Annotated in this window: 19 protein-coding genes; 11 read left to right on the forward strand and 8 right to left on the reverse strand. The window is 51.1% G+C overall.

Going from position 1 to position 24789, the window contains the following annotated elements; translation table 11 throughout:
• The first annotated feature begins 88 nt into the window (after nucleotides 1–88).
• The 9 genes from AC50Y3_RS09275 (at nucleotide 89) to AC50Y3_RS09315 (ending at nucleotide 13825) form a co-directional block, all read left to right on the forward strand.
• Entirely contained in the window at nucleotides 89–1207 is a 1119-nt protein-coding gene (locus AC50Y3_RS09275) for an ABC transporter ATP-binding protein (protein WP_494818469.1), read from the forward strand.
• Nucleotides 1201–4191 carry an extracellular solute-binding protein gene (locus AC50Y3_RS09280; protein WP_494818470.1) on the forward strand — a complete coding sequence of 997 codons (2991 nt, stop codon included), beginning with the start codon at nucleotides 1201–1203 and terminating at the stop codon, nucleotides 4189–4191. The genes AC50Y3_RS09275 and AC50Y3_RS09280 overlap by 7 nt, the downstream gene beginning before the upstream one ends.
• Nucleotides 4188–5156: a carbohydrate ABC transporter permease gene (locus AC50Y3_RS09285; RefSeq protein ID WP_494818471.1), complete on the forward strand. Its 969-nt coding sequence runs from the start codon at nucleotides 4188–4190 to the stop codon at nucleotides 5154–5156. Before AC50Y3_RS09280 ends, AC50Y3_RS09285 begins: the two co-directional genes overlap by 4 nt.
• Complete coding sequence (locus AC50Y3_RS09290) at nucleotides 5153–6034, forward strand: carbohydrate ABC transporter permease (RefSeq protein WP_494818472.1); 882 nt, start codon at nucleotides 5153–5155, stop codon at nucleotides 6032–6034. The genes AC50Y3_RS09285 and AC50Y3_RS09290 overlap by 4 nt, the downstream gene beginning before the upstream one ends.
• Before the next feature lie 18 nt (nucleotides 6035–6052).
• On the forward strand, nucleotides 6053–8149 hold the full coding sequence (locus AC50Y3_RS09295) for a YIP1 family protein (protein ID WP_494818473.1): 2097 nt from the start codon (nucleotides 6053–6055) through the stop codon (nucleotides 8147–8149).
• The gene (locus tag AC50Y3_RS09300) at nucleotides 8139–10442 is read left to right on the forward strand and encodes a DUF5696 domain-containing protein (RefSeq protein WP_494818474.1); all 2304 of its coding nucleotides are present in this window, start codon (nucleotides 8139–8141) and stop codon (nucleotides 10440–10442) included. The genes AC50Y3_RS09295 and AC50Y3_RS09300 overlap by 11 nt, the downstream gene beginning before the upstream one ends.
• A complete protein-coding gene (locus tag AC50Y3_RS09305; protein ID WP_494818475.1) occupies nucleotides 10439–11374 on the forward strand; it encodes a carbohydrate ABC transporter permease in 936 nt (311 codons plus the stop codon). The genes AC50Y3_RS09300 and AC50Y3_RS09305 overlap by 4 nt, the downstream gene beginning before the upstream one ends.
• 8 nt (nucleotides 11375–11382) lie before the next feature.
• Entirely contained in the window at nucleotides 11383–12432 is a 1050-nt protein-coding gene (locus tag AC50Y3_RS09310) for a carbohydrate ABC transporter permease (protein WP_494818476.1), read from the forward strand.
• Nucleotides 12433–12562: 130 nt separating this feature from the next.
• Nucleotides 12563–13825: a copper amine oxidase N-terminal domain-containing protein gene (locus tag AC50Y3_RS09315; protein ID WP_494818477.1), complete on the forward strand. Its 1263-nt coding sequence runs from the start codon at nucleotides 12563–12565 to the stop codon at nucleotides 13823–13825.
• A gap of 78 nt (nucleotides 13826–13903) precedes the next feature.
• Here the strand turns inward: AC50Y3_RS09315 and cyoD are convergent, their stop codons facing one another.
• The 5 genes from cyoD to AC50Y3_RS09340 form a co-directional block, all read right to left on the reverse strand.
• Complete coding sequence (gene cyoD, locus AC50Y3_RS09320; protein ID WP_494818478.1) at nucleotides 13904–14242, reverse strand: cytochrome o ubiquinol oxidase subunit IV; 339 nt, start codon at nucleotides 14240–14242, stop codon at nucleotides 13904–13906.
• Nucleotides 14243–14869: a cytochrome o ubiquinol oxidase subunit III gene (gene cyoC / locus AC50Y3_RS09325; RefSeq protein WP_494818479.1), complete on the reverse strand. Its 627-nt coding sequence runs from the start codon at nucleotides 14867–14869 to the stop codon at nucleotides 14243–14245.
• Nucleotides 14869–16839: a cbb3-type cytochrome c oxidase subunit I gene (locus AC50Y3_RS09330; RefSeq protein ID WP_494818480.1), complete on the reverse strand. Its 1971-nt coding sequence runs from the start codon at nucleotides 16837–16839 to the stop codon at nucleotides 14869–14871. The genes cyoC and AC50Y3_RS09330 overlap by 1 nt, the downstream gene beginning before the upstream one ends.
• A gap of 17 nt (nucleotides 16840–16856) precedes the next feature.
• On the reverse strand, nucleotides 16857–17891 hold the full coding sequence (gene cyoA, locus AC50Y3_RS09335) for a ubiquinol oxidase subunit II (RefSeq protein WP_494818481.1): 1035 nt from the start codon (nucleotides 17889–17891) through the stop codon (nucleotides 16857–16859).
• A 291-nt stretch (nucleotides 17892–18182) separates the two neighbouring features.
• Nucleotides 18183–18428: a hypothetical protein gene (locus AC50Y3_RS09340; RefSeq protein ID WP_494818482.1), complete on the reverse strand. Its 246-nt coding sequence runs from the start codon at nucleotides 18426–18428 to the stop codon at nucleotides 18183–18185.
• A gap of 442 nt (nucleotides 18429–18870) precedes the next feature.
• Here AC50Y3_RS09340 and AC50Y3_RS09345 point away from each other — a divergent pair, with 442 nt between their 5' ends.
• A complete protein-coding gene (locus AC50Y3_RS09345) occupies nucleotides 18871–19650 on the forward strand; it encodes an SDR family oxidoreductase (RefSeq protein WP_494818483.1) in 780 nt (259 codons plus the stop codon).
• A gap of 510 nt (nucleotides 19651–20160) precedes the next feature.
• Here the strand turns inward: AC50Y3_RS09345 and yhbH are convergent.
• The 3 genes from yhbH to AC50Y3_RS09360 form a co-directional block, all read right to left on the reverse strand.
• Nucleotides 20161–21321, reverse strand: a complete 1161-nt coding sequence (yhbH, locus tag AC50Y3_RS09350) for a sporulation protein YhbH (RefSeq protein WP_090981871.1) — start codon at nucleotides 21319–21321, stop codon at nucleotides 20161–20163.
• A gap of 206 nt (nucleotides 21322–21527) precedes the next feature.
• Complete coding sequence (locus AC50Y3_RS09355) at nucleotides 21528–22061, reverse strand: GDYXXLXY domain-containing protein (protein ID WP_494818484.1); 534 nt, start codon at nucleotides 22059–22061, stop codon at nucleotides 21528–21530.
• Nucleotides 22054–23289, reverse strand: a complete 1236-nt coding sequence (locus tag AC50Y3_RS09360) for a DUF2157 domain-containing protein (RefSeq protein WP_494818485.1) — start codon at nucleotides 23287–23289, stop codon at nucleotides 22054–22056. Before AC50Y3_RS09360 ends, AC50Y3_RS09355 begins: the two co-directional genes overlap by 8 nt.
• A 213-nt stretch (nucleotides 23290–23502) precedes the next feature.
• Here AC50Y3_RS09360 and AC50Y3_RS09365 point away from each other — a divergent pair, with 213 nt between their 5' ends.
• Nucleotides 23503–24678, forward strand: a complete 1176-nt coding sequence (locus tag AC50Y3_RS09365) for a GntR family transcriptional regulator (RefSeq protein ID WP_494818486.1) — start codon at nucleotides 23503–23505, stop codon at nucleotides 24676–24678.
• Nucleotides 24679–24789: the final 111 nt, after the last annotated feature.

Genomic DNA, 24789 nt, shown 5'->3' on the forward strand with positions numbered 1-24789 from the left:
CCGATCGTCTAAGCCAAGGGCATTCGCCTGAGGCTTAGGCGATTATGGTTTGCAGGCTAACTGTTGTGATCAGAGGGGGCTAGTGCGTATGGCACAGGTGTTATTCAACCATATCTCCAAACGGTATCCGGGCGAGGGGCGCAAATCGGTGGATGACTTCCATCTGGAGGTTGCCGATGGTGAGTTTCTAGTGCTCGTCGGGCCTTCCGGCTGCGGAAAGTCGACGCTGCTGCGTATGCTTGCGGGTCTTGAGGAAATTACCGAAGGCGAGATGTACATCGGCGACCGGATGATCAATTATGTGTCGTCCAAGGATCGCGATATCGCGATGGTATTCCAGAACTATGCGCTTTATCCCCATATGACGGTATTCGAGAACATCGCATTTGGTCTGCGTCTGCGCAAGCTGCCGCATCATGTCATTGAGGAGCGGGTAGCGAGAGCGGCCAAAGTATTGGAAATTGAAGCTCATCTCCATAAACAGCCCAGACAAATGTCGGGCGGTCAGAGACAGCGCGTGGCGCTTGGCCGCGCTATGGTACGCGAACCGGAAGTGTTCCTAATGGATGAACCGCTATCGAACTTGGATGCGAAGCTTCGTGTTCAGATGCGGGAGGAATTGACGAAGCTGCACCGGCAGCTGAAGAAAACGACGATTTATGTGACGCATGATCAGATTGAAGCGATGACGATGGGAACCAGAATCGTTGTCATGAAGCAGGGCCTCATTCAGCAGGTTGCAACACCCGAGGACATCTACAGCCATCCCGCCAATATGTTCGTTGCCAGCTTTATCGGGACACCGCCCATGAATTTCATTCACGGGCATATCCGCAAGTGGGATTCCAAAACGTTTTTCGATACGAAGCGGTATTCGCTCGAAATTCCGGCTGCGACGGCGGCGCAAATCCGCGCGGAGCATTATCTGGACAAAAAGATCATCATGGGCGTAAGAGCCGAAACGATGGCCGTCCTGCGTGATGGAGCGGATAGGGAGTCTTATGAAGGCAGGCGGTTGAGCGCTGCCATTGAAATCCGAGAATTACTGGGCTCCGACGCCTATTTACATCTGAATAACGAGGATCACAAGCTTGTCGTGCGCGTCGAGCCGCGCAGACGTTTCGCGGAAGGAGACACGGTGACGGTCGCATTCGACATGGAGCAGATTCACTTCTTCGATCCACAGACGGAGGAAGCGTTATGCTGATCCCAAGCCCAAGCCAGGGTGTTTCGATAGTCCCTCGCAGCTTGCTCTGGAGACGAATGGCTTCTCTTGCGATTCTGGCCTCACTGCTGCTGTTTGGCGGCGTTCCGCCTTCTATCATGGCTGACGGTCCTGCCGGTCCCGCGCCGGTTCTGACAGAGAAGGATTATATTAATGGCAATATGCCTACTTATTTGGAATGGCAGGCGACCAAAGGGAAGTCGCTCAGTGATGCCGCTGCGCTGCCGGAGCGAATTTTCGTCGATGGCTCCGCTTATACGGCGGTTTCCGACGAGAGCCATTTTACGAAAACGGATGACGGGCTGCTCTGGAAGGACGGCGAGAGCTGGATCGACTATCAGCTAACGTTTCCGGAGGACGGGCTTTACAATCTCGGCGTGGTCTATGAATCGGCCGACGATGCGGTCACGGATATCATCCGCGGCGTGTATATCGACGGCAAGCTGCCATTCCTGGAAGCGGACAATATCCGCTTGAAGCATAAGTTTGTGTACCAAGGCTATCCGCTCAAACGAGATGAGTTTGGGAATGATATTTTGCCGCAATCGACGATTGTGAAGGAGCAGCAGGACGTGCGGCTTGCGGACTATACAGCAGATATTGCTCCGCTCAAATGGTATTTCACGAAAGGCGTGCACACGGTGCGCCTTGTGAATCAGCAGAGCGCGATGCTGCTGAAGTCGCTTTATGCGGATTCGCCGCTGCAAATTCCGGCGTACGCCGAGGTGGCAAGCGATTATCCTGCGGCGGCACAGAGCGGGGATTTCGTGCAGCTGGTCGAAGCGGAGCAGATGAGTGCCAAGTCCAATACCTCGATTCAGCTGCAATCGGTCAGCGATGCCCTCATCTCGCCTGATCCGGAAGGATTGATCCATTACAACGCAATGGGCGGGGAGCAGTTCCGAATCTCGGGTCAATGGGCAGAATGGGAAATCGAAGTGCCGGAGACGGGCTTGTATGAGCTTGGCTTTAAATTTAAGCAGGCGTTTCTGAACAATTCCTATACGAATGAGTCGATCATGATTGATGGCCAAACACCGTTCAAGGAACTGCTGGATGTGCAGTTTGCCTACAGCAAATCATGGGGCTGGGCAGGGAAATCGCTGGCCGATCAACAGGGCAAGCCGTTCCTGTTCCAACTGACCAAAGGGAAGCACACCGTGCGCATCAGCCCAACAGCGGCGCCGATGAAGCCGATTTATGAAGGGCTGCTGCGGAACCTGAATCGTATCTCAGCGCTGGAGCAGCGTATCCGCAAGGTAACGGGGAATTACGAGCGTTCCTATACGAGCGGGGGCAATGTCGATCTAAACCGCGATTGGCAGCTGGAGAAATATATCCCGGATATCGAGGAACGTCTGACGGAGATCGAAACGGATTTGACAGGGCTGGCTGACCGCTTGTCGGGGCTGACAATCGGGGAATCGGATGTTGAATCGTCGTTCCGCGCTGCCGCTTATGAATTCAACAATATGAAGAGCCGTATCCGGCAAATCCCAAGCGAATTGCAGCTGTTTGCGACGACGCAGCAGAAGCTGAGCAGCTGGGCGTTTCGGATGCTGGATCAGCCGCTTATGCTGGATTACTTATGGGTGTCGCAGCCGGGGGCAAAGCTGCCTCAGGTGGCACCGAATGTATGGCAGAAGCTCGGGAATACGGCGGTCAATTTCTACCGTTCTTTCGTTATCGACTACAACTTTACACGAGATGATCCGAAAGCCATCGATGTCTGGGTGAATAGAGGGCGAAACTATGTGCGGCTTATTCAACAGCTCGCCGATGAAACGTTCACGCCTGCAACCGGCATTCATGTCAACGTGAATATCGTACCGGATCCGAATATGCTCATTCTTGGCAATCTCGCCGGTAATCAGCCGGATGCCGCACTCGGCGTTGACGGGGGAGTAGTCGGTGACTTCGCGATGCGCGGCGCACTGGCTGACTTGACGAAGATGCTTGGCTACAGCGACACAATCAAAGCGTTCAATCCCGGCGCGCTGCGCGTGTTCCACTACGATAAGGGCAATTACGCGCTGCCGGAAACGCAAAACTTCAAAATCATGATGTACCGTACCGACATCTTGGATGAGCTGGGGCTCAAGCCGCCGCAAACCTGGGAGGATGTTTACACGATGCTGCCGACCTTGCAGCAGAGCGGACATGAGTTCTTTTACACGCCGGCGGACTACCTCTCTTTCCTCTATCAGAATGGTGCGGAGCTCTATAGTAAGGATGGCTTGGTTTCGGGTCTCGATACGGATGAGGCGTTCAAAGGATTTAAACAGTGGACGCAGCTGTTTACCTTGTTCCAGCTGCCGAAGGAAGTGCCGAGCTTCTTCAACCACTTCCGTCTGGGCGATATGCCGATCGGGATTACCGACTTTAATACGTATTTACTTACGCAAGTGGCTGCACCGGAAATCGCCGGCAAATGGCAGATCGCGCCGATCCCGGGCAACATGGACGAGAAGAGCGGCACCATCCTTCGCTGGGCCGGAGGTCCGCTGCAAGCCGGCATTATCTATAAGAAATCGGAGAAACAAGAGCTGGCGTGGAAGTTCCTCCAGTGGTGGACGTCGGAGAAGACGCAGGTTCGGTTCGGCAACGACATTGAAGCGATCTATGGACCGGAATATCGCTGGAATTCAGCGAATATGGACGCTTTTGCGAAGCTGCCATGGCCGCGCTCTCAGCTGTCAGCCATTTTAGAGCAATGGAAATGGTACAAGGAAGCGCCGAATGTGCCGGGCGGTTATTTTACGGCGAGACAGCTCGTATTTGCTTGGCAGAATGTCGTGGCGGCAAACGCGGTACCGAGGGAAGAGCTCGATAAAGCGATCATTGCCATCAACCAGGAAATGGCGCGCAAGCAGGTGGAATTCAAAATGCGGGATTCTGTAGGGAAGGTTCTTCATCCGATCGATATTCCGGATGTGCCGAGCCCGGGTAAAGGGGAGGAGCCATGAGTTACGAGGTGGAGTTAGCCAAAGCAACGCTTGTGGTCCCGGAGAAGAAGACGAGGCGATGGATGCGCAGGGAGACGGTTGCCGGTTATATCTTCGTCGCACCGTTCATGATCACATTCATCATCTTCATCGTTGTGCCGATTGTGGCTGCAATCGCGCTTTCCTTCTATACGTTTGATGCGTTCTCCAGGCCGGAGTTTGTGGGCTGGCATAATTTCTTAGCCATTCTGACGCAGGATCGGATCTTCTTCCAATACGCGATACCGAATACGATTCAGTTTGCACTTATCGTAGGTCCTGGCGGCTATCTCCTATGTTTCCTGCTGGCTTGGCTCATTAATCAGCTGCCGAAGACGGCTCGCGACTTGCTCGCACTTGCAATCTATACGCCTTCGATCTTCCAAGGCGTTGCGATGACCGTCGTCTGGACCGTCGTGTTCAGCGGGGACCGGGTCGGTTATTTGAACCAGCTGATGCTCAAATGGGGCTTGTCCGACGTTCCGATTCTATGGCTGCAGAAGCCGGCTTATTTCATGCCGATTATGATCGCCATATCGTTGTGGGCGAGCATGGGCGTTGGTTTCCTGGCGATGCTGGCCGGTTTGCAGACCGTCAATCAAGAGATGTACGAAGCGGGCAAAATCGACGGGATATCCAACCGGCTGCAAGAGATCATCTACATTACGATCCCGGCAATTCGCCCGCAAATGCTCTTCGGCGCCGTCATGGCCGTCGTCGGCACGTTGAAGGCCGGGGCCATCGGAACACTGCTCGCTACGGCAACCGGACAGCTGATTACGCCAAGCTATTCGGGCCATCTGATGACGAACCATATTGACGATTTTGCTTTTGTCCGGTACGAGTTCGGCTATGCGTCGGCGTTGTCTGTGATCTTGCTGTTAATGATTTACGGCTCATCGAAGTTTTCCTTCCTGCTCTTCGGTACGAAGGAGGATGAACGATGAACACGCATACGATTCGCCGCTTCATCCGCCGTACATTTAAATGGGATTTGTTCCAGACCATCACGACTATCATCTTGACGCTGCTCGGCTTGTTCATGCTTCTGCCCGTATTGTTCGTATTCAGCCAAGCGTTCAAACCGATCGGGGAGCTGTTCGCATACCCGCCGAAATTTTATGTCGTCAACCCGACCTTGTTCAATTATCAGCAGCTGTTTCAGCAGTCCGTCACCGCAGTTGTTCCGTTCACCCGCTATTTGTTCAACAGCATTCTGACTACAGGCGCAACGGTAGCGGGGATTGTTCTGATCAGTACGATGGCTGCCTATGCCTTCTCCAAAATTACCTTCCCGGGCAGCAAGGCGCTCAACGCCCTCATCATCGTATCGCTCATGTTCGCGCCTGAATCCGTCGGGATTCCGCGCTACTTGGTCATTACCCATATCGGCATTATGAATACGTATCTGGCTCATATTCTTCCGCTGGTTGCGATGCCTGTCGGGGTGTTCTTGCTGAAGCAGTTCGTCGATCAGGTTCCAAATGAACTTATTGAAGCGACGAAGATTGACGGAGGCCGGGAATATACGATCTTCGTTCGCATCATCATGCCGATGTGTCTGCCTGCTACCGCAACGGTTGCGATCTTGGCGTTTCAAGCTTCTTGGGCGCAGACGGAAACGTCGAATTTGTTCGTGACGATCGAATCGATGAAGACGCTCCCCTATTATGTTACGACGCTGACGAACGGCGCGGCGAATAACGTTGTCGGGCAGGGGATCGCAGCTGCGGCTAGCTTAATTATTTTCGTACCGAACATCGTATTCTTCATGCTCTCGCAGCGCCGCGTCATGGCGACGATGGCACATTCGGGCATCAAATAGAGAAAGGGGGACTAGAGTATGAAAGCCAGGAAACGTTCCTTGTACGCCTTACTTCTTGGATTCTGTCTCTTCCTTCTTGTGCTTCCCGGGGTGGCAAATGCCGCGCTTCCTTACTGGACCCTGTCGAGTGATGCGAACGGACGGTGGATTTGGACGCCGGACGCCTTTGTGCCTGTTCAGGCCTGGACCGGCTTTAAGGACCCGGAGGATCTGTTTGTTGCCGAGGATGATGAGATCTTCGTAGCTGACACCGGCAATGACCGCATTGTGGAATTGTCGCCCGCCGGTGAGCTGGTGCGCACCTTTCCGGATGTGTCCAAATCGGAAGACGGGAAGGTAACGAATCCGAAAGAACAGCTTCGCAAGCCTGAGGGAGTGTTTATCAGCAAGGAAGGCGAAGTGTATATTGCCGACACGGGAAGCCGGCGAATAGCTGTATTTGATCGCCAAGCAAAGTTTCTGCGTGAATACGTCGAGCCGAAAGATCCTGCGATGTCCAAGTCGTATTCCTTCATACCGGCTAAGCTGGTGCTAGATCGGCGGGGGTATATCTATGTGGCGAATAAAGGCGGCTATCAAGGGCTGCTGCAGCTCACGCCGACCGGTCAGTTTGCAGGCTTCTTCGGCTCGAACAAAGTACCGATGGACTGGATTCAAACGTTGAAGCGCAAGTTCTATACCGATGAGCAGTTGAAGAGCGAACAATTGCTGCTGCCGGGTGCGATTACCGATATGACGGTGGACGACAATGGCTTCATCTATACGGTCAACCGCGACATGAGAGAAGGACAGCTGCGGCAGCTCAATTCCGGCGGCGTCGATTTGCTCGGTAACTTGAATTTTGCCCCGTGGCTCGTGCCGCCGAACAAGTTGTCTTTTACAAGTGTTGCTGTGGATAAGAACGGCATTATTACCGTACTTGAGGCGGCTCGCGGCCGGATCTATCAATATGATTCCAAGGGCAGGCTGATCTTCCGGTTCGGCAATGCCTCAACCGGTGAGGCAAGGCTTGGCTTGTTCAAGCGAGCAACTGCCGTCGGATTGCAGGCCAATGGCAATATTCTCGTCGCGGATGGGGAGCTTGGCGATATTCAGGTATTCAAACGAACCGAATTTGGCACGAAGGTGCACGAGGCGGTTACGTTATTCGCGGATGGCCAGTATCGGAAGGGCGAGCCGCTCTGGCGGGAAATCTTGCTGCGCAACGCCAATTACGAGCGATCTTATCAGGGCATTGCGAAGGCCGACTTCTATGACAATGACTATGAAGGCGCGATGAACTATTTCTCCAAAGCGTTTGATCAGAAGGGCTATTCGGAAGCGTTCTGGCAAGTGCGCATGAACTGGCTGATGAAGTATTTTGCACTCTGCATGAGTATTCTGGTGGGGCTGTTCCTTATTGTGTTTGGCGGAAAGCGCTTGGCGATGAAGCTTGGCTGGTATACGCCTAAGCGCAAGCAAGCGGCCCGTGTGGACCGAACGACGTTGCACGGTTGGCGGGAATCCGTCGTGCAAGCGTTTCGTATTCTGCGCCATCCCGTGAATGGCATGACCGAGATCGGTGAAGGGATGAAGATTAAGCTGACAGTGGCATTTATTATCGTCATCTTGAGCTTTGGGTTCACGCTGATCGGGAAAGCGATCGCCAATTTTATTTTCGTCGAAACCCGGTTTCAAGAGTTGAATCTATGGACGGAAGCGCAAAATTTCATTCTGCCGTGGTTCATCTGGGTAATTGGGAGTTATCTGACAGGCTCCGTCCTGAAGGGGCAGGGGACGTTTGGGAACGTGTTTGTCGTCAACAGCTTCGCTTTAATGCCGATCGTGGTCATCACGCTTCCGGCCCAGCTCATCTCCCGCGTGCTAACGCTTCAGGAATCGGTTATTTACAACTTAATCGTCAATGGCATGTATGCGTGGATGTTCATTCTGCTCTTTATCGGCACCATGTGCGTGCACAATTACAACCTGAAGGAAGCGATAAAGATGGCGACGGTTTCGCTCTTCACGATGGCCTGTTTATGGATATTCGGCTTCGTGCTGTTCGGCCTCGTGTACCAGTCGGTCGACTTCTTCCTGACACTGGGAGAGGAGCTGATGGAACGTGTGGCTTAAGAAACCTTGGGTTCGCAAACTAAGAAATCGTCTTATCGTACTGGCTGTTATCGCGTTAGCGCTCCTCTGGATGTACCGGCATGAGGCGCCTACCATTACGTCCATCTCGAACTATTCCGGGGCAGATGCAGCCGTGTTTATGACGAAGCTATCGATGTCCGCGGATGCACCGAAGACGGAACAGATGAGCTACGGCGGCGCGACATGGTTCAAAATGGGCGAGCAGCAAGCAGGCAGTCTATGGCTCGATCCGGCTGCAGGTCAAATTGCCGTGAAGACGGCTGCAGGGGATCTGTGGCTCAGCAATCCTTCTAAGGAAGATCAGGAGCAAGATCCGACTAAGGGGCAATGGAAGAAGAATGCGGCTTCGCCGATTCTGGTCAATTACTATAATCTGGATACCAAAGCAGAGGAAACCGCCAATACGATTGACTCTGAGGCTGTAATCACGTGGAAGCCGATTCAGAACGGAGTTGGCGTTCGTTACGAGATGAAGCAGCTCGGGATCTCGGTCTATCTCGAATATGTGATGGAGAAGGATGGTTTCGTCGTGCATCTGCCGCAGGAAGGGGTCACGGAAGGCGGACAGTTTCAAGTCGTCAGCTTATCCGTGCTTCCGTTCTTCGGTGCAGCGCTTGATGATCAGCATGGCTATTTATTCGTGCCGGATGGGCCGGGCGGTCTCATTACGTTCGGCAAGAAGAGGGCGGCGCTTACTTTGCCTTATGATTACCCGGTGTATGGCCGCGATTGGTCGATTCCATCGGTGGACAATTCCTACTTCAGGGAGAGTATCAACTATCCGGTGTTCGGGATGAAGCGCGGCGACCAAGGGTTTATCTCCGTGATCGAGCAAGGGGAAGCGACAGCCAACATCGTCGCGATGCCGTCCCAGCTCAAAACCAGCTTCAACAACGTCTATGCCAAGTTCAAATACCGCAACAATTATTTTCTGCAAAAAGGGCTCGATCCGAACAACGTAAACAGCGTGTACGAGAAAGCGCTCAACGTGTCCTCGTTCACGATGCGTTATCTGTTCTTGGAGAAGGATGCTTCCGATTACGTGGGGATGGCGAAGCGTTACCGTACTTACTTGGCGGCTGCGCATAAGCTAACTGCCGGCAACGCCGCAGGCGATCCGCCGCTTACGCTCGATTTCATTATGGCGGCAAGCGAGCAGCCGACTCCGCTTGGCACAAGCGTCGTTGTCGTGAGTACGTTCGACGAGGTGCGAGGGATTGTCGATGACCTGTATGCGGAGGGCGTTCGGAGCCTGCGGGTAAATTTGCGGGGATGGCAGAAGGGCGGCTTTGCCGGCTCCATTCCGGATCGGTTCCCGATCGGCGGCAAGCTGGGAGGCAAATCAGGTTTCCTCGCTTTGCAGAAGCATCTGACGGAGAAGGGCATTCCGCTAGTGCTCGATGATGATTTGAAGATCGGCATCGATTCCTTTGGCAGCGGCTTCTCGCCGAAGAAGGATGGCGTGCGACAAATTACGGGCAAGGTCGTGAAATTTTATCAGAACGGCGATTTCTATAATCAGGCGCTCTACTATTACACGATTAATCCTTGGAAGGTATTCGAAGACTATTTGCCCGGCATGATCAAGGAGTGGAACGGGCTGTCAGTTGGCGGCGTCGCGTTAATGGATGAATACGGCGACGGCTTGTTCAGCGACTATATGCCCGGCCGCACGTCGGACCGCTCGGAGACAGCCGAACTGACGAATAAGACGCTGGATCTGCTGCGAAGCAAGCTGGGATGGGCAGGTACTTCCAATCCGTTTGCGTTCTCGATTGGACACGCGGATATGTTCTATAACCTGCCGCTCGATTACAACTACGATCTGGCGATTGATGAGCGTGTGCCTTTCTATCCGATGGCGCTGCACGGTCTCGTATCGTATACGTCGGGATCAGGAACGCTGCGAACGGATCCGGGCACGGAGTTTCTGCGAGAGCTGGAATATGGGGCGCTGCCTTATTACGTCGTCACGTCCGGCGATATTCGCGATCTTAGCCGCACGACTTATTCCGGTTATGTGAGCGGGCAATATCAGCTGGTGAAGTCGCAGATTATTTCGGAATATAAAGCTTTTGCCGCAACCGGCGGGGGCGTATGGAACTCTTATATGGACGGTCATGTCAAACTGGCGGATGGCGTGTTCGAGACATCGTATGAGAACGGGACGCGGATCATCGTGAACTACAACGATCAAGCCTATTCGTCGGCGGATGGGGTAACGGTTAAAGCGAACAATTATGCGGTTGTCAGAGGGGAGGTGGGCAAATGAACGGTAGCGTCTCTAGAGAAGCCGTATTACCCGTTGAATCGCTCCATCGCAAGGAGCATGCCCGCCATAACCGAATTCGAAAGCTGAAGCTGGCGCTGGAAGGGTATCTGTTTCTCCTTCCATGGCTGATTGGTACGGCAGTCTTCATGCTTTATCCACTGGGAAAATCGCTGTATATGAGCTTTACGAAAGTAAGCGTGGCGACGGACGGAAGCGGGCTGCAGTACGATTTTATCGGCTGGGATAACTTCAAGTATGCCTTTATTTACGATAATGAGTTTCCGGTCGACATGTTTCTGTTCGTGCGGGAAATGTTTCTGACCGTTCCCATTACGGTCATCTTCGCGCTTCTGATCGCGATTATGCTGAATCAGCAATTTCGCGGCCGGATGTTCTTTCGGACACTGTTCTTCCTGCCGGTCATCTTTGCCACGGGACAGGTGCTTACAGCGCTGTTCGATCAGGGGCAGGCGAAGCTGCCTTTCGCCGATCAATATCATATCGCAGATATGCTCTACGAGGTGCTTCCGGTTAACATTGCTGAGGTGCTCGTTGAGCTGATCGGGAAATTCGTTATCATCCTGTGGTTCTCGGGTATTCAAATCATCTTGTTTCTGGCGGCGTTTCAGACGATTCCGACTTCGGTCTACGAAGCGGCACGCATTGACGGTGTTACGCCATGGGAATCATTCTGGAAAATCACCTTCCCCTCCACGGTGCCGTTCGTGTTTCTCAATTTGATCTATACGCTGGTGGATCAGACGGCGAGTCCATTCAATCCGATACTGAAGTTTATCTCGACGAATATGGCTGACCCCGAGACCGGCTTTGGGTATGCCAGTGCACTGGGCTGGTTGTACAGCGTCATCATCTTGATCCCGATTATCTTGGTGCTGCTGGCTGCGAAACTTCAGAATAAAGGAAGAAGGTGACGACGAAGATGCCGAATCCCAATAGCGAGAAAAGCACCTTGAGTCCGAAAAGCAGTACAGCCGCATTTGAGAAACTGCAAGGTCAGCTCTCGGATTTGTTCGCCCCATGGACCGGAAGAGGGCTGCGTTACTTGAAGCGGGAACATAAGCTGGAGAGACTTCGTGTCTTTATCCTCGGCAGGCAGCTGACGGACGGAGTGATATTCAAGAGCTTGCTATACATTATCTTGACGAGCGTCGCGGTCATTTATTTGCAGCCCGTCTTCTACATGATATCGACCTCGCTCAAGACGCAGTCGGATCTGCTGGACCCTACGGTAAACTTCTTCCCGCGCGTATTGGATTGGGATAACTATGAGGTTGCTATACGGGGGCTTAAATATGTGCAGGCGCTGTGGCAAACGGCGTTAGTTGCCATATTGGCGGCGCTCTTCCAGACCGTCTCCTGCGCGCTGACGGGGTATGCTTTTGCGAGACTGTACATCCCGTTTAAAAATTTCTGGTTTGGCATCGTGCTGCTCACGTTCCTTATTCCGATTCAGACGATGTTTATCCCGATCTATGTGCTTTACGCCAAGCTGGGCTGGCTGAATACGCCGCTGCCTTTCTTGATTCCGGCTTTGTTCGGCCAAGGGCTGAAAGGCGCGCTGTTCGTCATGATCTTCCGGCAGTTCTTCGCGACGTTTCCGAAGGAGCTGGAGGAGAGTGCGCGTATGGACGGCTCCGGCGCATTTCGCACTTTCTACAAAATCATGCTGCCGCTCTCGCGTCCCGCCATGCTCGTTGTCGGCTTATTCTCCTTTGTGTGGCACTGGAACGATACCTTCGAGCCATCGATGTACTTAAAGGATGTCAGCTTGCTTATGATGGGCAATCAAATGGCGCAGATGCCGACGAACCTGCAGACCATTGCCGGGAATGCGCTGGTGCCGTTTGATCTCATTGAGACGCAGATGATGGCTGCGGCGTTTCTCGTCATCTTACCGCCTTTGCTGCTGTACGCCATGGCGCAGCGCTATTTTGTCGAAGGGATCGAGCGAACGGGGATTGTGGAGTAAAATAGGTGTTGAAGGAGCTGACCTTGCGGGGTCAGCTTTTTTGTGCGAACGTTTTGCGCAACTTTTCCCGGTTGAACTCGTCTTAGGAGGATAGAATTCATTGTGCGTTGGGAGTGCGAGGAGGCCGAAAATGAAACAGATTGAGCAAATGATACGGAATAAAACGAGGCAGGGGAGCTCTGGGAGGCTATTTGCCGGATGGCGTGCCGCTATGCTTGGCGCTGCGCTGTTTGCATTATTAACGCTTCCAGCGCTTGTGGCTGGGGACGGAGTAGTGCATGCAGACACTGCCTTACAAGTGTTGGACAGTAACAGCTTGGCTGAGAAGGCCAATGATTGCAAGCCGGAATTGATTATGCAGGTTTATTCGAGTTTAGGAGATAACACTTACATCCCATTGTTCGGAGCCCGCAAAGAGGATCAAAAGCCATTATCCGTGGTCTGCAGCATTTTGCAGCGAATCGCGACTAAAGGCAAGGCCGAAGCGGTGCCGGCACCTGAGGATGGGCATAATTTCCGGAATCAAATGGACATCCAATTTACGGACGGCGGCTACGTCACTGTTTATGAGGTTTGGAGCGGGAATTTGGCTATCGATCAAGGGAAGCAGCGTCTTGTCATACATGACCCACAGGCTTATAAAGACTTTATCGGACTTGAGGTTCTACCTGATAATTCGCCTGCTATAGCCCAATCGGTGCATTTTGGAGAACCGCTGCATGTCACGGGAAACAACGTAGCGAGTGAATCGTTCGAGATCCAAATTTTCTGGACAACTACATTGAACAATCGCAGCTCGGTCCTATCGGCTAAAGGCGTTCATTTTCCATCCAAATCGTCATTGCTGCTCTATTCGGGAGCGCACAAGTTTGGCCGTTACGACGTTACGTTTACAATGCCGGCTTACGGAGAAGCATTCGACGGTTCTCTACAGCCGCTTCTTCCGGGGGATGGCGTTCTTTCGATCGAAGCTGCAGTTGGAACAGGCTCAGTAACCGGAGGAGTAACGTCCGGGATTAAACTGCTTCCCGCGGCTAAAATTTTTCTCTCGGTCAATGGTGTTCCCGCAGTGGATCCGTCGCTAACGCCGCTGCTCGCAGACGGACATGCACTCGTTCCGGTACGCGCCATTGCGACGTTATCGAAGGAGAACGTTGTGTGGGACGCGGTAACTAAGAGCGTGCTAATCCGCACGAAGCAGGCAGCCGTGAGCGAAATCTCCAGCGATAGTCCTCAACTGTGGATGGATGGGATGAAGGCCGCCGCAGATTTGCAGCCAATTATCCATAATGGCAGAGCGTACGTGCCGATTCGCGCGGTCACAGCCGCATACGGACTGCCAGTCGTATGGGATGGCGGCACGCGGAGTGTTAATGTGACTGTTAGTGGTTAATGATTGAAGGTACAGTTCCGAAAATATAAAAGCAGTGCAGGGAAACCCTGCACTGCTTTTTGTGTGAACGTTTATAGATTACATCCCATTGTTCGTCATGATCCAGATGGAGCCGATTACGATCGTAATGACGACGACTAAGCCGAGAAGGAGCGTCATCAGATTATAACGAGGTCCATTCTCTTCACGCAGATGCATAAAGAACAGAAGCTGGAGCACAAATTGCAGGACCGCTGTGCCAATCAGCACGGCGACCGCAGCTTTTCCTTCCATCCAATGGTTTAAAACAATAAGCAGCGGAATGATCGTCAGAATAATGGAAAGGACGAAGCCTGTGACATATTCCTTCAGTGAGCCATGGCCGCCTGTACTAGCATGAGCGTGTTCACCATGCAAATCCTTGCCGTGCTGCGCCATTTACAACACCCCCATCAAGTAGACGATCGTGAATACGAAGATCCATACCACATCCAGAAAGTGCCAGTACAGGCTCGTAATCGTTACTTTGCGTGTAGTGACCGGCGTAATACCGTGCCGCGTAAGCTGAATAATGACGCCTGTAATCCAGAAGATACCTACAGTTACATGTAGTCCGTGAGTGCCGACGAGCGTGAAGAAAGCGGACAAGAATGCACTTGTGCTAATGGTATGCCCCTCATGAACAAGCTTAACAAATTCGGTCAATTCAAGCCCGATAAAGCAGGCGCCGAGCAGAACCGTAACCACGAGCCAGCCGATCAATCCTTTGCGGTTGCCTGCATTCATAGCCAGCACCGCCAGACCGCTTGTAAAACTGCTCGTTAAGAGGATGAAGGTTTCGACGATAACGCCGGGCATTTCGAAAATTTCTTTAGCATCCGGTCCGCCGGCCGTGCTATGGTGCAGGACTAGATAAGTAGCAAATAAAACAGAAAACAGAATACAGTCGGTAATAAGGAAAATCCAGAAACCGAATTTTCGAAGCTCTTCCAGATCATGATGTCCATCATGACCTGCCTCGTGGGCAAGAGCCTGCGAATGCGGATGGTTCACATGATTAGTCATTACACAGTCCCCCTTGCCGCAGCTTCCGTGCGTTTGATTTCATCCACTTCGATATAATAATCCGTCTTGTAATTGAATGAGTGCGCGAACATGGTTATAGCGACACCTGCGAATCCTGGGATAGCAATCCAAAGCCAATGGAAAACTAAACCGAAACCGATCATAAACCAGAAGATCGATTGAATGAACGGGATTGCCGAGTTGCGCGGCATGTGAATCGGCTCCAGTGCCGGTTTTGCTTGCGGTGCATGGCCTGCAGCGATACGTTCTTTCTCTTCCCACCATTCGTCTCTATCCGAAACCTGCGGTGTAGTTGCAAAGTTATATAGCGGCGCCGGTGAAGGAATGGACCACTCCAACGTACGAGCGTTCCACGGATCGCCGGTTGTATCCTTCTCCATAAACTTAATGCTGTGCGCGATTTGCCACACTTGGAAGAGGAAGCCGAGACCCATCAGGAAACCGCCGATGGTTGACGTAAAGTTGAGCGGCCACCAGCCGCTGTCCCAGGTGTAGGCGTTGACTCGGCGAGTCATTCCGTCAAGACCAAGGAAGTACTGAGGCATAAAGCAGACATAGAAACCGATGTTCCAAATCCAAAACGCCCATTTCCCGATTTTCTCATTCAGCTTGAAGCCGAACATTTTCGGCCACCAGTAGTAAAGACCGGCGAAGTATCCGAAGGCAACCCCGCCAATAAAGACTTGGTGGAAGTGGGCGATCAGGAAGTAGCTGTTATGGAACTGGAAATCTGCCGGGGCTACGGAAAGCATGACCCCTGTCATCCCGCCTGCAATGAAGCAGGGAATAAATGCGATGGTCCACAGCATCGGCGTACTGAATCTAATCCGGCCGCGGAACATGGTAAACAGCCAGTTGAAGATTTTTACACCCGTCGGAATCGCGATAATCATGGTCGTTATGGCAAAGAAGATATTTACGTTCGCGCCCGATCCCATCGTGAAGAAGTGATGGAGCCAAGTGAAGAACGACATAAGACTGATGCTCATCATTGCAAAAACCATCGAGGCGTAACCGAATAACCGTTTCTTCGAGAATGTCGCTACAATTTCGGAGAATATCCCGAATGCAGGCAGAATGACGATATAAACCTCCGGATGGCCCCACATCCAGATTAAGTTAATGTACATCATGGCGTTCCCGCCACCGTCCATCGTGAAGAAATGTGCGCCTAAGAACCGATCCAGGAACAGGAGCGCAAGTGTTACAGTCAATACAGGGAATGCAAGAATGATCGTGATGCAGCTTGAAAGCACGGACCAGGTGAATATAGGTACCTTCGACCAAGTCATGCCGGGAGCACGCATTTTGACAATCGTAACGATGAAGTTGATCCCCGTCATCAGTGAACCGATACCGGAAATCTGAATGCCCCAGATGTAGAAGTCTTGCCCTACGCCGGGACTGCCGGTCATCTCTGATAGTGGCGGATAGGACAGCCACCCCGCATTCGGAGAACCGCCGATTACAAATGACATATTGAACAGCATGGCTCCCATGAAGAACAACCAGAAGCTAAGTGAATTTAAGAATGGAAAAGCTACGTCGCGAGCGCCCAATTGCAGCGGAACCGCGATATTGAATAGACCGAACATGAGCGGCATCGCCATGAAGAGAACCATGATAACGCCGTGTGTTGTGAACACCTCGTTATAATGTTCCGGCGTTAAAAATTTCATTTCCGGAAAAGCGAGCTGGGTCCGCATCATTAAGGCATCGACACCGCCGCGGAACAGCATGAGCAGTGAGGCAATGATATACATAATACCGACTTTTTTATGATCGACAGTAGTCAGCCATTCGCGCCAGAGCCAAGTCCACTTCTTGAAATAAGTTAATACGAATACAATCGAAAGCGCAGTTAACGTGATTGCGATATCCGCTCCGTAAATCAGCGGGTCACCTGTAACGAAGAACCACGAAACGAATGATTTTATTTTTTCAAACATAGTACTGCCTCCTTTCATTACTTGGTCATGTCCATACCGGACATGTCATGGTCGGAATGATTATTGTGCGGCGCATTATCGGTTGAAGGAGCTTCCTCGGTTGAGGGATCAACATCAGTTGAAGGTTCATCCTCAGAGCCAAGAGCATGCTCATCGCTAAGCGTTTGTGCTTTCTGGCCCAAACCGGCTGGTGCGCCGCGATTCATGGAATAATCGTGTACGATCCGATGGTAAAGACCTGAAGGAATCGAGGCGTACGTGACCTTTCCGGAAGTACCGGGCTTCGCGAGCTTCTGGTAACCTTCCTCGGTCAGCGCATTGCCGCTTGCTGCGGCTTCTTTTTCCCATTTAGCGAAATCGTCCTGTGAAACCGATTTAACCGTAAAGGACATCTTTGCAAATTCACGGCCTGAGAAGTTAGCACCGCTTCCCAAAAATTCACCTAATTCGTCAGCCTGCAGGTGCAAAGTCGTTGACATGCCGGACATGGTGTAGATCATGCCGCCGAGCTGCGGGACCCAGAACGAATTCATCGGGCCGTCAGAGGTTAACTCGAACTTTATTGGCGTATCTTCCGGTATGACCAGATAATTGACAGTCGCAATGCCTTGCTCCGGATATTGGAACAGCCACTTCCAGTCCAGCGACGTGACTTGAATGGTGATCGGCTTGACCTCGGATTCAATCGGCTTAGCCGGATCCAGGTTGTACGTGTAGCGTGCCGTTACGATGCCCAGCACCACAATAATAATAATCGGAATGCCCCACCAAATGGTTTCCAGCTTTGTGCTGTGTTCCCACTTTGGCTGATAAGCAGCTGTGTTATCCTTCTTGTCGCGGTAGCGCCATACAATCCATGCTGCAAGCAGCAGCACAGGCACCAACACGATTAGGCAAAGCAGCATGGTGAAGTAAATCAAGTCGCGCTGCTGGGCTCCAATTGGGCCCTTAGGGTCGAAGACGGCCATCGATTGACAGCCTGAGGTCATTACGGCAATGCCCGCCAATGTAGCCAATCCAGCGAACCTTCGTAAGATCTTTGCAAATTTCATTTTTCTCATCTCCCAACTTACCTTTATGCTCACCGAGATTCTCGTTAGCGAATATGATTGTGATTTCATTCACTACCTTTGCAAAAAGATAGTATCACGTTCGGTGCGCCATGTGTGTGGTGTTAACAAAGGCGTCAAGATAACGACTTATTTCTGTAATAATCTGTTCAACGGATCGACTTAATTGGACAAATAAGAAGAGGACTGCTCCCAGTTGGCTGGAAACAGTCCTCTTATTTGGTGTTGCTGAACGATAATTCCATTCGGCAACTAGATGTTGTTCTGCATGTCTTACTCTGATTCAGAGCTGCGCTTGTGCACTAGACTCATCGCCGTACCAATAATATAGATAAACACGCTGCCTACCATGAAGCCTACACCAGACATCAAGGTCGCATTGCTGTCGCTAAAATCATTAATATTGTACAGACACAGAACCAATCCAACACAAAGTGCCGTCCATGCAGCGATTTTCATTGCGAAAAACAACGACTTTCCGTCCCGCTCTGTCTGCTGCTTTACTACCACATTAGCCATCGTATTATTCACTTCCTCGGAGAGAATGAATGGATCAATAATTAGTTAACTTCAATATAACACAATTTTCTTCGTTTGTTCATACTTTGTTCAATATTTTATCAAAAATCGGACACTTTTATTGAAAGGCAGGATATAAATTGGAAGGGAGTGTATTGGAGGAGGCATGGCATATCACTCCTGTAACGCCTTCCACAACCTTTTATTATCCCAATACTAGATTTGACATTGAATAGAGTTGGAACCCGTAGCGAATTTTCAAGATTAAGTATTGAACCCCGTCCTATAATTGTAGGACACCGGAATTCGTTGCAGAGCAAAACGCCTGGCAAGTTGCAGGATAATTCCACCAAAGTGATGAATAGGTAAGAACAGCTAACGAACGGAAGTGGCGCTGTCAGCTTGCACGATACTCATACAAGGAAAGGTTAGGTGAAGCCGTATGAAAATGAGCGGAAACACGGTTCTAATTACGGGAGGCACATCAGGTATAGGCTTTGAATTTGCAGCTCAGCTGCTAAAGCTAGGGAATACCGTCATTATAACGGGGCGGGATCAAGCGAGGTTGGTTGAGGCGAAGAAGATGCTGCCGAACGTACATACGATTCAAAGCGATGCGGGGGATCCTCAAGCCATTGCTGTTCTGTACGCAACAGTGGTGAAGCAATTCCCTAAACTCAATGTCCTGATCAACAATGCAGGACTCATGCGCAGAATTAATCTACATGATTCGGAAGTCGATCTGGAAGATCTCAACCGCGAGATCGCAACGAATTTAAGCGGGCCCATCCGGATGGCGAAACAATTCCTGTCTCATCTGAAATCGCAAGAGTCGGCAGCGATTGTAAATGTCTCCTCAGGCTTGGCGTTTGTGCCGCTGCCGATCTCGCCCGTGTATTGTGCGGCAAAAGCAGGGCTCCATTCTTATACCCAATCACTAAGGGTGCAGCTCAAGAATACGAAAGTAAAAGTATTTGAACTGGCGCCTCCACTAACAGAGACTCCGCTATTAGACTCATTCGATTCGGTAGATATGGCGGGATCGAAAGCAATGAGCGTTTCTCAATTGGTTGGGACCGCAATTCGAGGGATGGAACAAGAAAAGTTCGAAATTCGGCCTGGGCAGAGCAATGCGTTAAAGCTCATGAACCGGATCGCGCCGAAGTTTATTTTTAGTCAGCTCAGCAAGTCCGTAGACAACATGCTGAAGGCATCAAAGTAAAAAAATGGTGATTAATCGTTCATAAATAAGAAAACGACACAGTTAATGTGTCGTCAGGCTGTCGAGAACGTCTCGACGGCCATTTTTACTATAAATTACATGCGTCACCGCGTTAATGTAGTGTGGTGGATTCCATCTCATCTCGCACTCCGTAAAAATCTAACGAATCATAGAGGCCTTATTTGGTCGAATTTCGGGGTTTCGAAAATCTAACGAATTCTAGAGGTCTTATTTAGTGCAATGGGGCTTCTTGATACCCGAAAACCGTCAAATAGAGCCGCTACGTTTCGTTAGAATTATTTCGGAGCTATTATTGGGCAAATAAGCCCCGTACGATTCGTTAGAGTAATCCAATGTGCAGTTAGCGATTCCGGGGAACGTTTGGCCTCTTATTAGTAATCTGCTGGGGCGCGGAATACGACCTGAAGAGGCAGCGGGCAGTACGAGGTAGCTGTCCCACTAGAAAAGGCTGCCGCAAAAGCGAGAATGCACTTTTGCGGCAGCCCATATTTATACGACCAATTCCCGTTTACGGAAGAACGACTTCAACGCGTTATACACTTCGCCTTTCTCGCGGATAACGTAGTGCATGAAGTTTGGCAAATTGATATGCTTATACGCCGACATGAGCGTACTGGAGCGATTGTACTGGTTAACCTCACCATAGCCGAATAGGTTCGCCCGCTTGAGCAGCTCGCCGATCAATTTCACGCAGCGTTCGTTGTCGCTGGTTAGATTGTCGCCGTCTGAGAAGTGGAACGGATATATATTGTAGAGCGTCGGAGGGAAGCGGCTGTCGATAATATCGATCGCTTTAATATAAGCGGAAGAACAGATCGTACCGCCGCTCTCGCCGCGGGTGAAGAACTCTTCTTCCGTGACTTCTTTGGCTTCGGTGTGATGCGCGATAAACACGATTTCTACATTCTCATATTGATGACGCAGGAAGCGGGTCATCCAGAAGAAGAAACTGCGGGCAACATATTTCTCGAAGGAACCCATCGATCCGCTCGTGTCCATCATGGCCAAGATGACCGCATTAGACTGCGGCTTGATGATTTCTTCCCACGTCTTGTAGCGCAGGTCATCCGGCGAAATGCCGTGAATGCCCGGCACACCGCTCGTCGCATTCCGTTTCAGGTTCTCTAGGATCGTCCGTTTCTTGTCGATGTTGGACATGATCCCTTTCTTACGTATATCGTTGAAGCGGATTTCTTTGGTCTCCAGCTGATCGCGATCCTTCTGCTTCAGGAACGGCAGCTCCAGCTCCTCGAAGAGCATCGTTTCTAGCTCGGCGAGGCTGATCTCGGCCTCTACGATGTCATCCCCCGGCTGGTCGCCGGCATTCTCGCCTTTGCCGCCTTTCTGGGCGGAAGCAGGATCAACGCCGAGCACGTCGCCGACTTGGCTGTCGCCATCGCCTTGGCCTACATGCTTATTTTTGTTGAAATTATAGACGAAGCGATATTCATCAAGGCTGCGAATCGGAACTTTGATGACATGCTTCCCGTCGGACATGACAATGTTTTCTTCCGAGACGAGGTCGGGTAAATTTTGCTTTATGGCTTCGCGCACTTTCTGCTGGTGCCGTGCTTGATCCTGATGTCCTTTGCGATGCAGTGACCAGTCTTCACGAGACACGGTGTAAAGCGTACCTTCATTTTCAGCCATGCCTGGGCACCTCCCCATACCGATTGAGCTTGAAATATCAGCAAGGATAACGTAATGGTATCCTTTTCTGATATTTTGAAGTGAAGAAACGTATCGCGCCTCCCGAGCGGATGGCGGAAGCCATTTCTTCTTATTGTTATTCATTCTATTCAAGTCTCGCACGGTTATGTGAAGCAAAATTGGCCCAATTCTAGCAATCTGGCAGTCTAAGTCTGAATTCTTTCAATGATAGCACTGCCCCAAGGAGCTACTTTTACATGGACGATAAGCTTGCCGGCGCGCTCCTCCAGCTCTTTGCCCGTGTTCTCTTCCACATAATATTGCTCCAGTCCATAAGTGATCCGAAGCGAGTCATCGGTGGTGTACTGCACGCGGCCTTTCAGCACGACCTCACCTGTACCGCGAGCCGGCTTACTGTCGTACACGCCTTTTATTTCGTAAGTTGAAGTGTCTTCATCGCGGGCAAGCAGCACATAAACCGTATCGCCGCCCTCAGCCTTGTCGCCGGTTTCTTTCCAAGCAGACCAAGAGGCATTGTTAATCGCATAATTGAGCTGCACATAATCGCCATACAGCTGATCGCGAGGATCAACCGGAACGGTACGAAGCGTGATTTCCTTGCCAACCCAGAGTGCTGAATAATGGAAGCCGGCGATGCCGCCAAGGAAGAGAAGCTGAACCGCGACGAGAATAATCAGCCAAACATTGCGGCGGGGTTTGATCATGGTTTGGTCATTCATGTGGCTTCTCCTCCTCCTCATGGAGCTCGACCAGAAACTGTTTCTTTCGGCGATTCAAGAACCAGCTCAGAGCAAGCAGGATGATCCCGCCAAGGATGAAAAAGATGGATTTGTCCATAAAATCCCACGCGAGCTTACCGTAAGCCGCCATCGTACTCGTAAGGAACAGCAGCGTGCCAAGGTTGATTTTGACGGCCCATTCTTCTGCGTAACCTCTCCACAGCAAGTACAGGGAGAAAGCGAACAATACGATCAAATAAGCAGCATCCGCGCCGTGAGACAAGTAGAAGAAGGGGAGGGCCAGCAGCCAATCCGGGCTCGACATGAGGCGGTGATTCCGATATTTTCCCGCTAGCGAAAGTGCAAACAATACGACAAGCGCGAGGCCGAACCATAAAGGCTGTGCCGACAGATCCTTTAAGAAGGATGAATCGTTGCTATCGTTCCAGAACAGGACGATAAACAGATTGTGGACAAACGCCGCAACGAGCGGGATCGCTTGAAACGGATAGACGGATTTACGTTCTCGGGTCCAATCCATTAAGCTATACAGCAGCCAGATCGGGATGAAGAACCAGGAGAAAGCCCAGTCATTCACGGTGACAAGAAGGATGCTCTGAATCGTAAAGCTGGCAGCGAGACACCAAGCCAGCAGGGTGCTGGGACGTTTCAGCCAGTAATAGCCTAGTCCAAGCATCATAATCGCAAGAGCCACATAACTAAAATGATTGAATTCTGTCGAATTGTACCATTGCAGTCCACTGAAAATTAGCAAGCTTAGCAGGAACAGGTAGCGGCTCTTGATGAGATAAGTGAGCAGCACCCCGACCGTTCCCCAAACGATAAACGAGGTCACATCGTACGCTTGCAAATGAAACATTTGACCGGTGAGCACGATGCCAGCTCCGAAGGTAAGGAGCCCAAGCCCAATGAGAGCTGTACCTAGCTTCTCATGATCTCTCCTGCGGAAGGCTTCTCCGGCTCCATAAAATCCTACCATAATGACCGCGATAATAATGAGCCGCATAAGCTGCGGGATTTGTCCCCAGTTCGCCGCAACGAAGCTGAGAATCCCTAGGCCGACCAAAATGCTTCCTAATATAGGGATGATCCCGATGGCGCGCTTCTGCTCCGGATAACAAGCGAGAATGCGTTGTAATTGTTCGGGGGTGATGATACCTTGCCGAGTCCAGGAAGGACCCTGTTGCTGCAGCCATTTTCTGCTCATCTGCCGCACCTCTTTCTCTCTTCTTACTTTCAGTATAGTCAACAATATTTCAAAACATAGTACTAACTTTACCTGGTACCGGCGAGTAGCCTTGGTTGGGATATGAACCTAATGTCATGGATGGAAACCCTATTGCATAATATGTTATATTGGTTATAATACAACTATACAAGTTAGTAGGGTGATTGATCCGATCAGATTGGAGGTTTTCATATGCAAGACGGAAGGATTCCGATCTATCAAGTCATACAAGATTTTATTAAGAATCAAATTCAGACAGGCGTTTGGAGCCCGGGCGATAAAATCTTTACGGAGAAGGAGCTCATGGAGAGGTTTGAGGTGAGCCGAATTACAGTATCCAATGCGCTGACGGGACTAACCAAGGAAGGCTGGCTGAACCGGATCCAAGGCAAGGGCAGCTATGTGCACGATATGGCGTTGTCGCTGCGGAACTCGGCGCAATCCGGTACCGGTAGCGCCATGTCCCCGCCTGCAGAACAAGAAGAAAGCCGTAACGTGATCGGACTGATTTTGCCTAACATAAGTGATTTCTTCTCCATGAGAATGAATAAAGGCATTTCCAAGGCATTGAAACAATCCGGCTACAATTTCGTGCTTATGCTGTCGGAAAACTCCAAGGACCGTGAGGCCGCAGCAATCCGAGAGCTGCTGTACATGGGCGCTTCCGGCTTAATTATCTTCCCAGTCGATGCAGAAACCTATAATGAAGAGATCTTAAGGCTGAAGCTCGAGCGGTTTCCACTCGTTATCATTGACCGGTATTTAACCGGCATCGAGACCCATTTCATCGGCTCTGACGGGGTAGAAGCATCTAGACTGGCTGTCAATCATCTCTATGAGCTCGGCCACCGGGATATTGCCATTTGTTCAGATGTTCCGCTGTCTACGACGACCATTGAGCAGCGACTGTCCGGCTATATGAAGGCGCTCAAAGAACTCGGGGAAATGATCAATCCGGCCATGATGCTGACCGATTTCTATGTCGATTACGAGCGTGAGGAGCTCGACGAGCAGCATCCGCTCTTCCGTTACGTCAAGAATGGACTTGCAACGGCGTATATTACGCTGAACGGTACGATAGCGCTACATTTGTACCGGATCGTCCGCCATCTCGGACTCGAAGTGCCGAAGGATATCTCCATTGTGACGTTCGATAATTTATCGCCGAGCCGTGAGTTCAACTTCTTCACCTATATCGATCAGCACGAGGAAACCGTAGGGAGAGTGGCAGCGGAGCAGCTGCTTGAACTCTTGGATGATACGGGGAAGATGAACCAACAGGAGACAAAATATCGGAAACTGCTGATCGAACCTCACCTCGTTTCGAGCGTTTCAACGGCAGCCTGCACGGTTCGCGCCAAACAATAAACGCCTTCAGAACTCTTCCTGCGGAAGAGTTCTTTTTTATGGCGGTTTTCGACAAAAGAAGCCGTTGACAATAAACTTTCTTTGGGAGTAATATATCGACATATCATATAA

The sequence above is a fragment of the Paenibacillus sp. J22R98 genome, assembly GCF_059383835.1.

What these genes read in the sequence shown, in the direction of transcription:
- AC50Y3_RS09275 (WP_494818469.1), top strand. Translation starts at nt 89, where the DNA reads ATGGCACAGGTGTTATTCAACCATATCTCCAAACGGTATCCGGGCGAG.
- AC50Y3_RS09280 (WP_494818470.1), top strand. Translation starts at nt 1,201, where the DNA reads ATGCTGATCCCAAGCCCAAGCCAGGGTGTTTCGATAGTCCCTCGCAGC.
- AC50Y3_RS09285 (WP_494818471.1), top strand. Translation starts at nt 4,188, where the DNA reads ATGAGTTACGAGGTGGAGTTAGCCAAAGCAACGCTTGTGGTCCCGGAG.
- AC50Y3_RS09290 (WP_494818472.1), top strand. Translation starts at nt 5,153, where the DNA reads ATGAACACGCATACGATTCGCCGCTTCATCCGCCGTACATTTAAATGG.
- AC50Y3_RS09295 (WP_494818473.1), top strand. Translation starts at nt 6,053, where the DNA reads ATGAAAGCCAGGAAACGTTCCTTGTACGCCTTACTTCTTGGATTCTGT.
- AC50Y3_RS09305 (WP_494818475.1), top strand. Translation starts at nt 10,439, where the DNA reads ATGAACGGTAGCGTCTCTAGAGAAGCCGTATTACCCGTTGAATCGCTC.
- AC50Y3_RS09310 (WP_494818476.1), top strand. Translation starts at nt 11,383, where the DNA reads ATGCCGAATCCCAATAGCGAGAAAAGCACCTTGAGTCCGAAAAGCAGT.
- AC50Y3_RS09315 (WP_494818477.1), top strand. Translation starts at nt 12,563, where the DNA reads ATGAAACAGATTGAGCAAATGATACGGAATAAAACGAGGCAGGGGAGC.
- cyoD (WP_494818478.1), bottom strand. Translation starts at nt 14,242, where the DNA reads ATGGCGCAGCACGGCAAGGATTTGCATGGTGAACACGCTCATGCTAGT.
- cyoC (WP_494818479.1), bottom strand. Translation starts at nt 14,869, where the DNA reads ATGACTAATCATGTGAACCATCCGCATTCGCAGGCTCTTGCCCACGAG.
- AC50Y3_RS09330 (WP_494818480.1), bottom strand. Translation starts at nt 16,839, where the DNA reads ATGTTTGAAAAAATAAAATCATTCGTTTCGTGGTTCTTCGTTACAGGT.
- cyoA (WP_494818481.1), bottom strand. Translation starts at nt 17,891, where the DNA reads ATGAAATTTGCAAAGATCTTACGAAGGTTCGCTGGATTGGCTACATTG.
- AC50Y3_RS09340 (WP_494818482.1), bottom strand. Translation starts at nt 18,428, where the DNA reads ATGGCTAATGTGGTAGTAAAGCAGCAGACAGAGCGGGACGGAAAGTCG.
- AC50Y3_RS09345 (WP_494818483.1), top strand. Translation starts at nt 18,871, where the DNA reads ATGAAAATGAGCGGAAACACGGTTCTAATTACGGGAGGCACATCAGGT.
- yhbH (WP_090981871.1), bottom strand. Translation starts at nt 21,321, where the DNA reads ATGGCTGAAAATGAAGGTACGCTTTACACCGTGTCTCGTGAAGACTGG.
- AC50Y3_RS09355 (WP_494818484.1), bottom strand. Translation starts at nt 22,061, where the DNA reads ATGAATGACCAAACCATGATCAAACCCCGCCGCAATGTTTGGCTGATT.
- AC50Y3_RS09360 (WP_494818485.1), bottom strand. Translation starts at nt 23,289, where the DNA reads ATGAGCAGAAAATGGCTGCAGCAACAGGGTCCTTCCTGGACTCGGCAA.
- AC50Y3_RS09365 (WP_494818486.1), top strand. Translation starts at nt 23,503, where the DNA reads ATGCAAGACGGAAGGATTCCGATCTATCAAGTCATACAAGATTTTATT.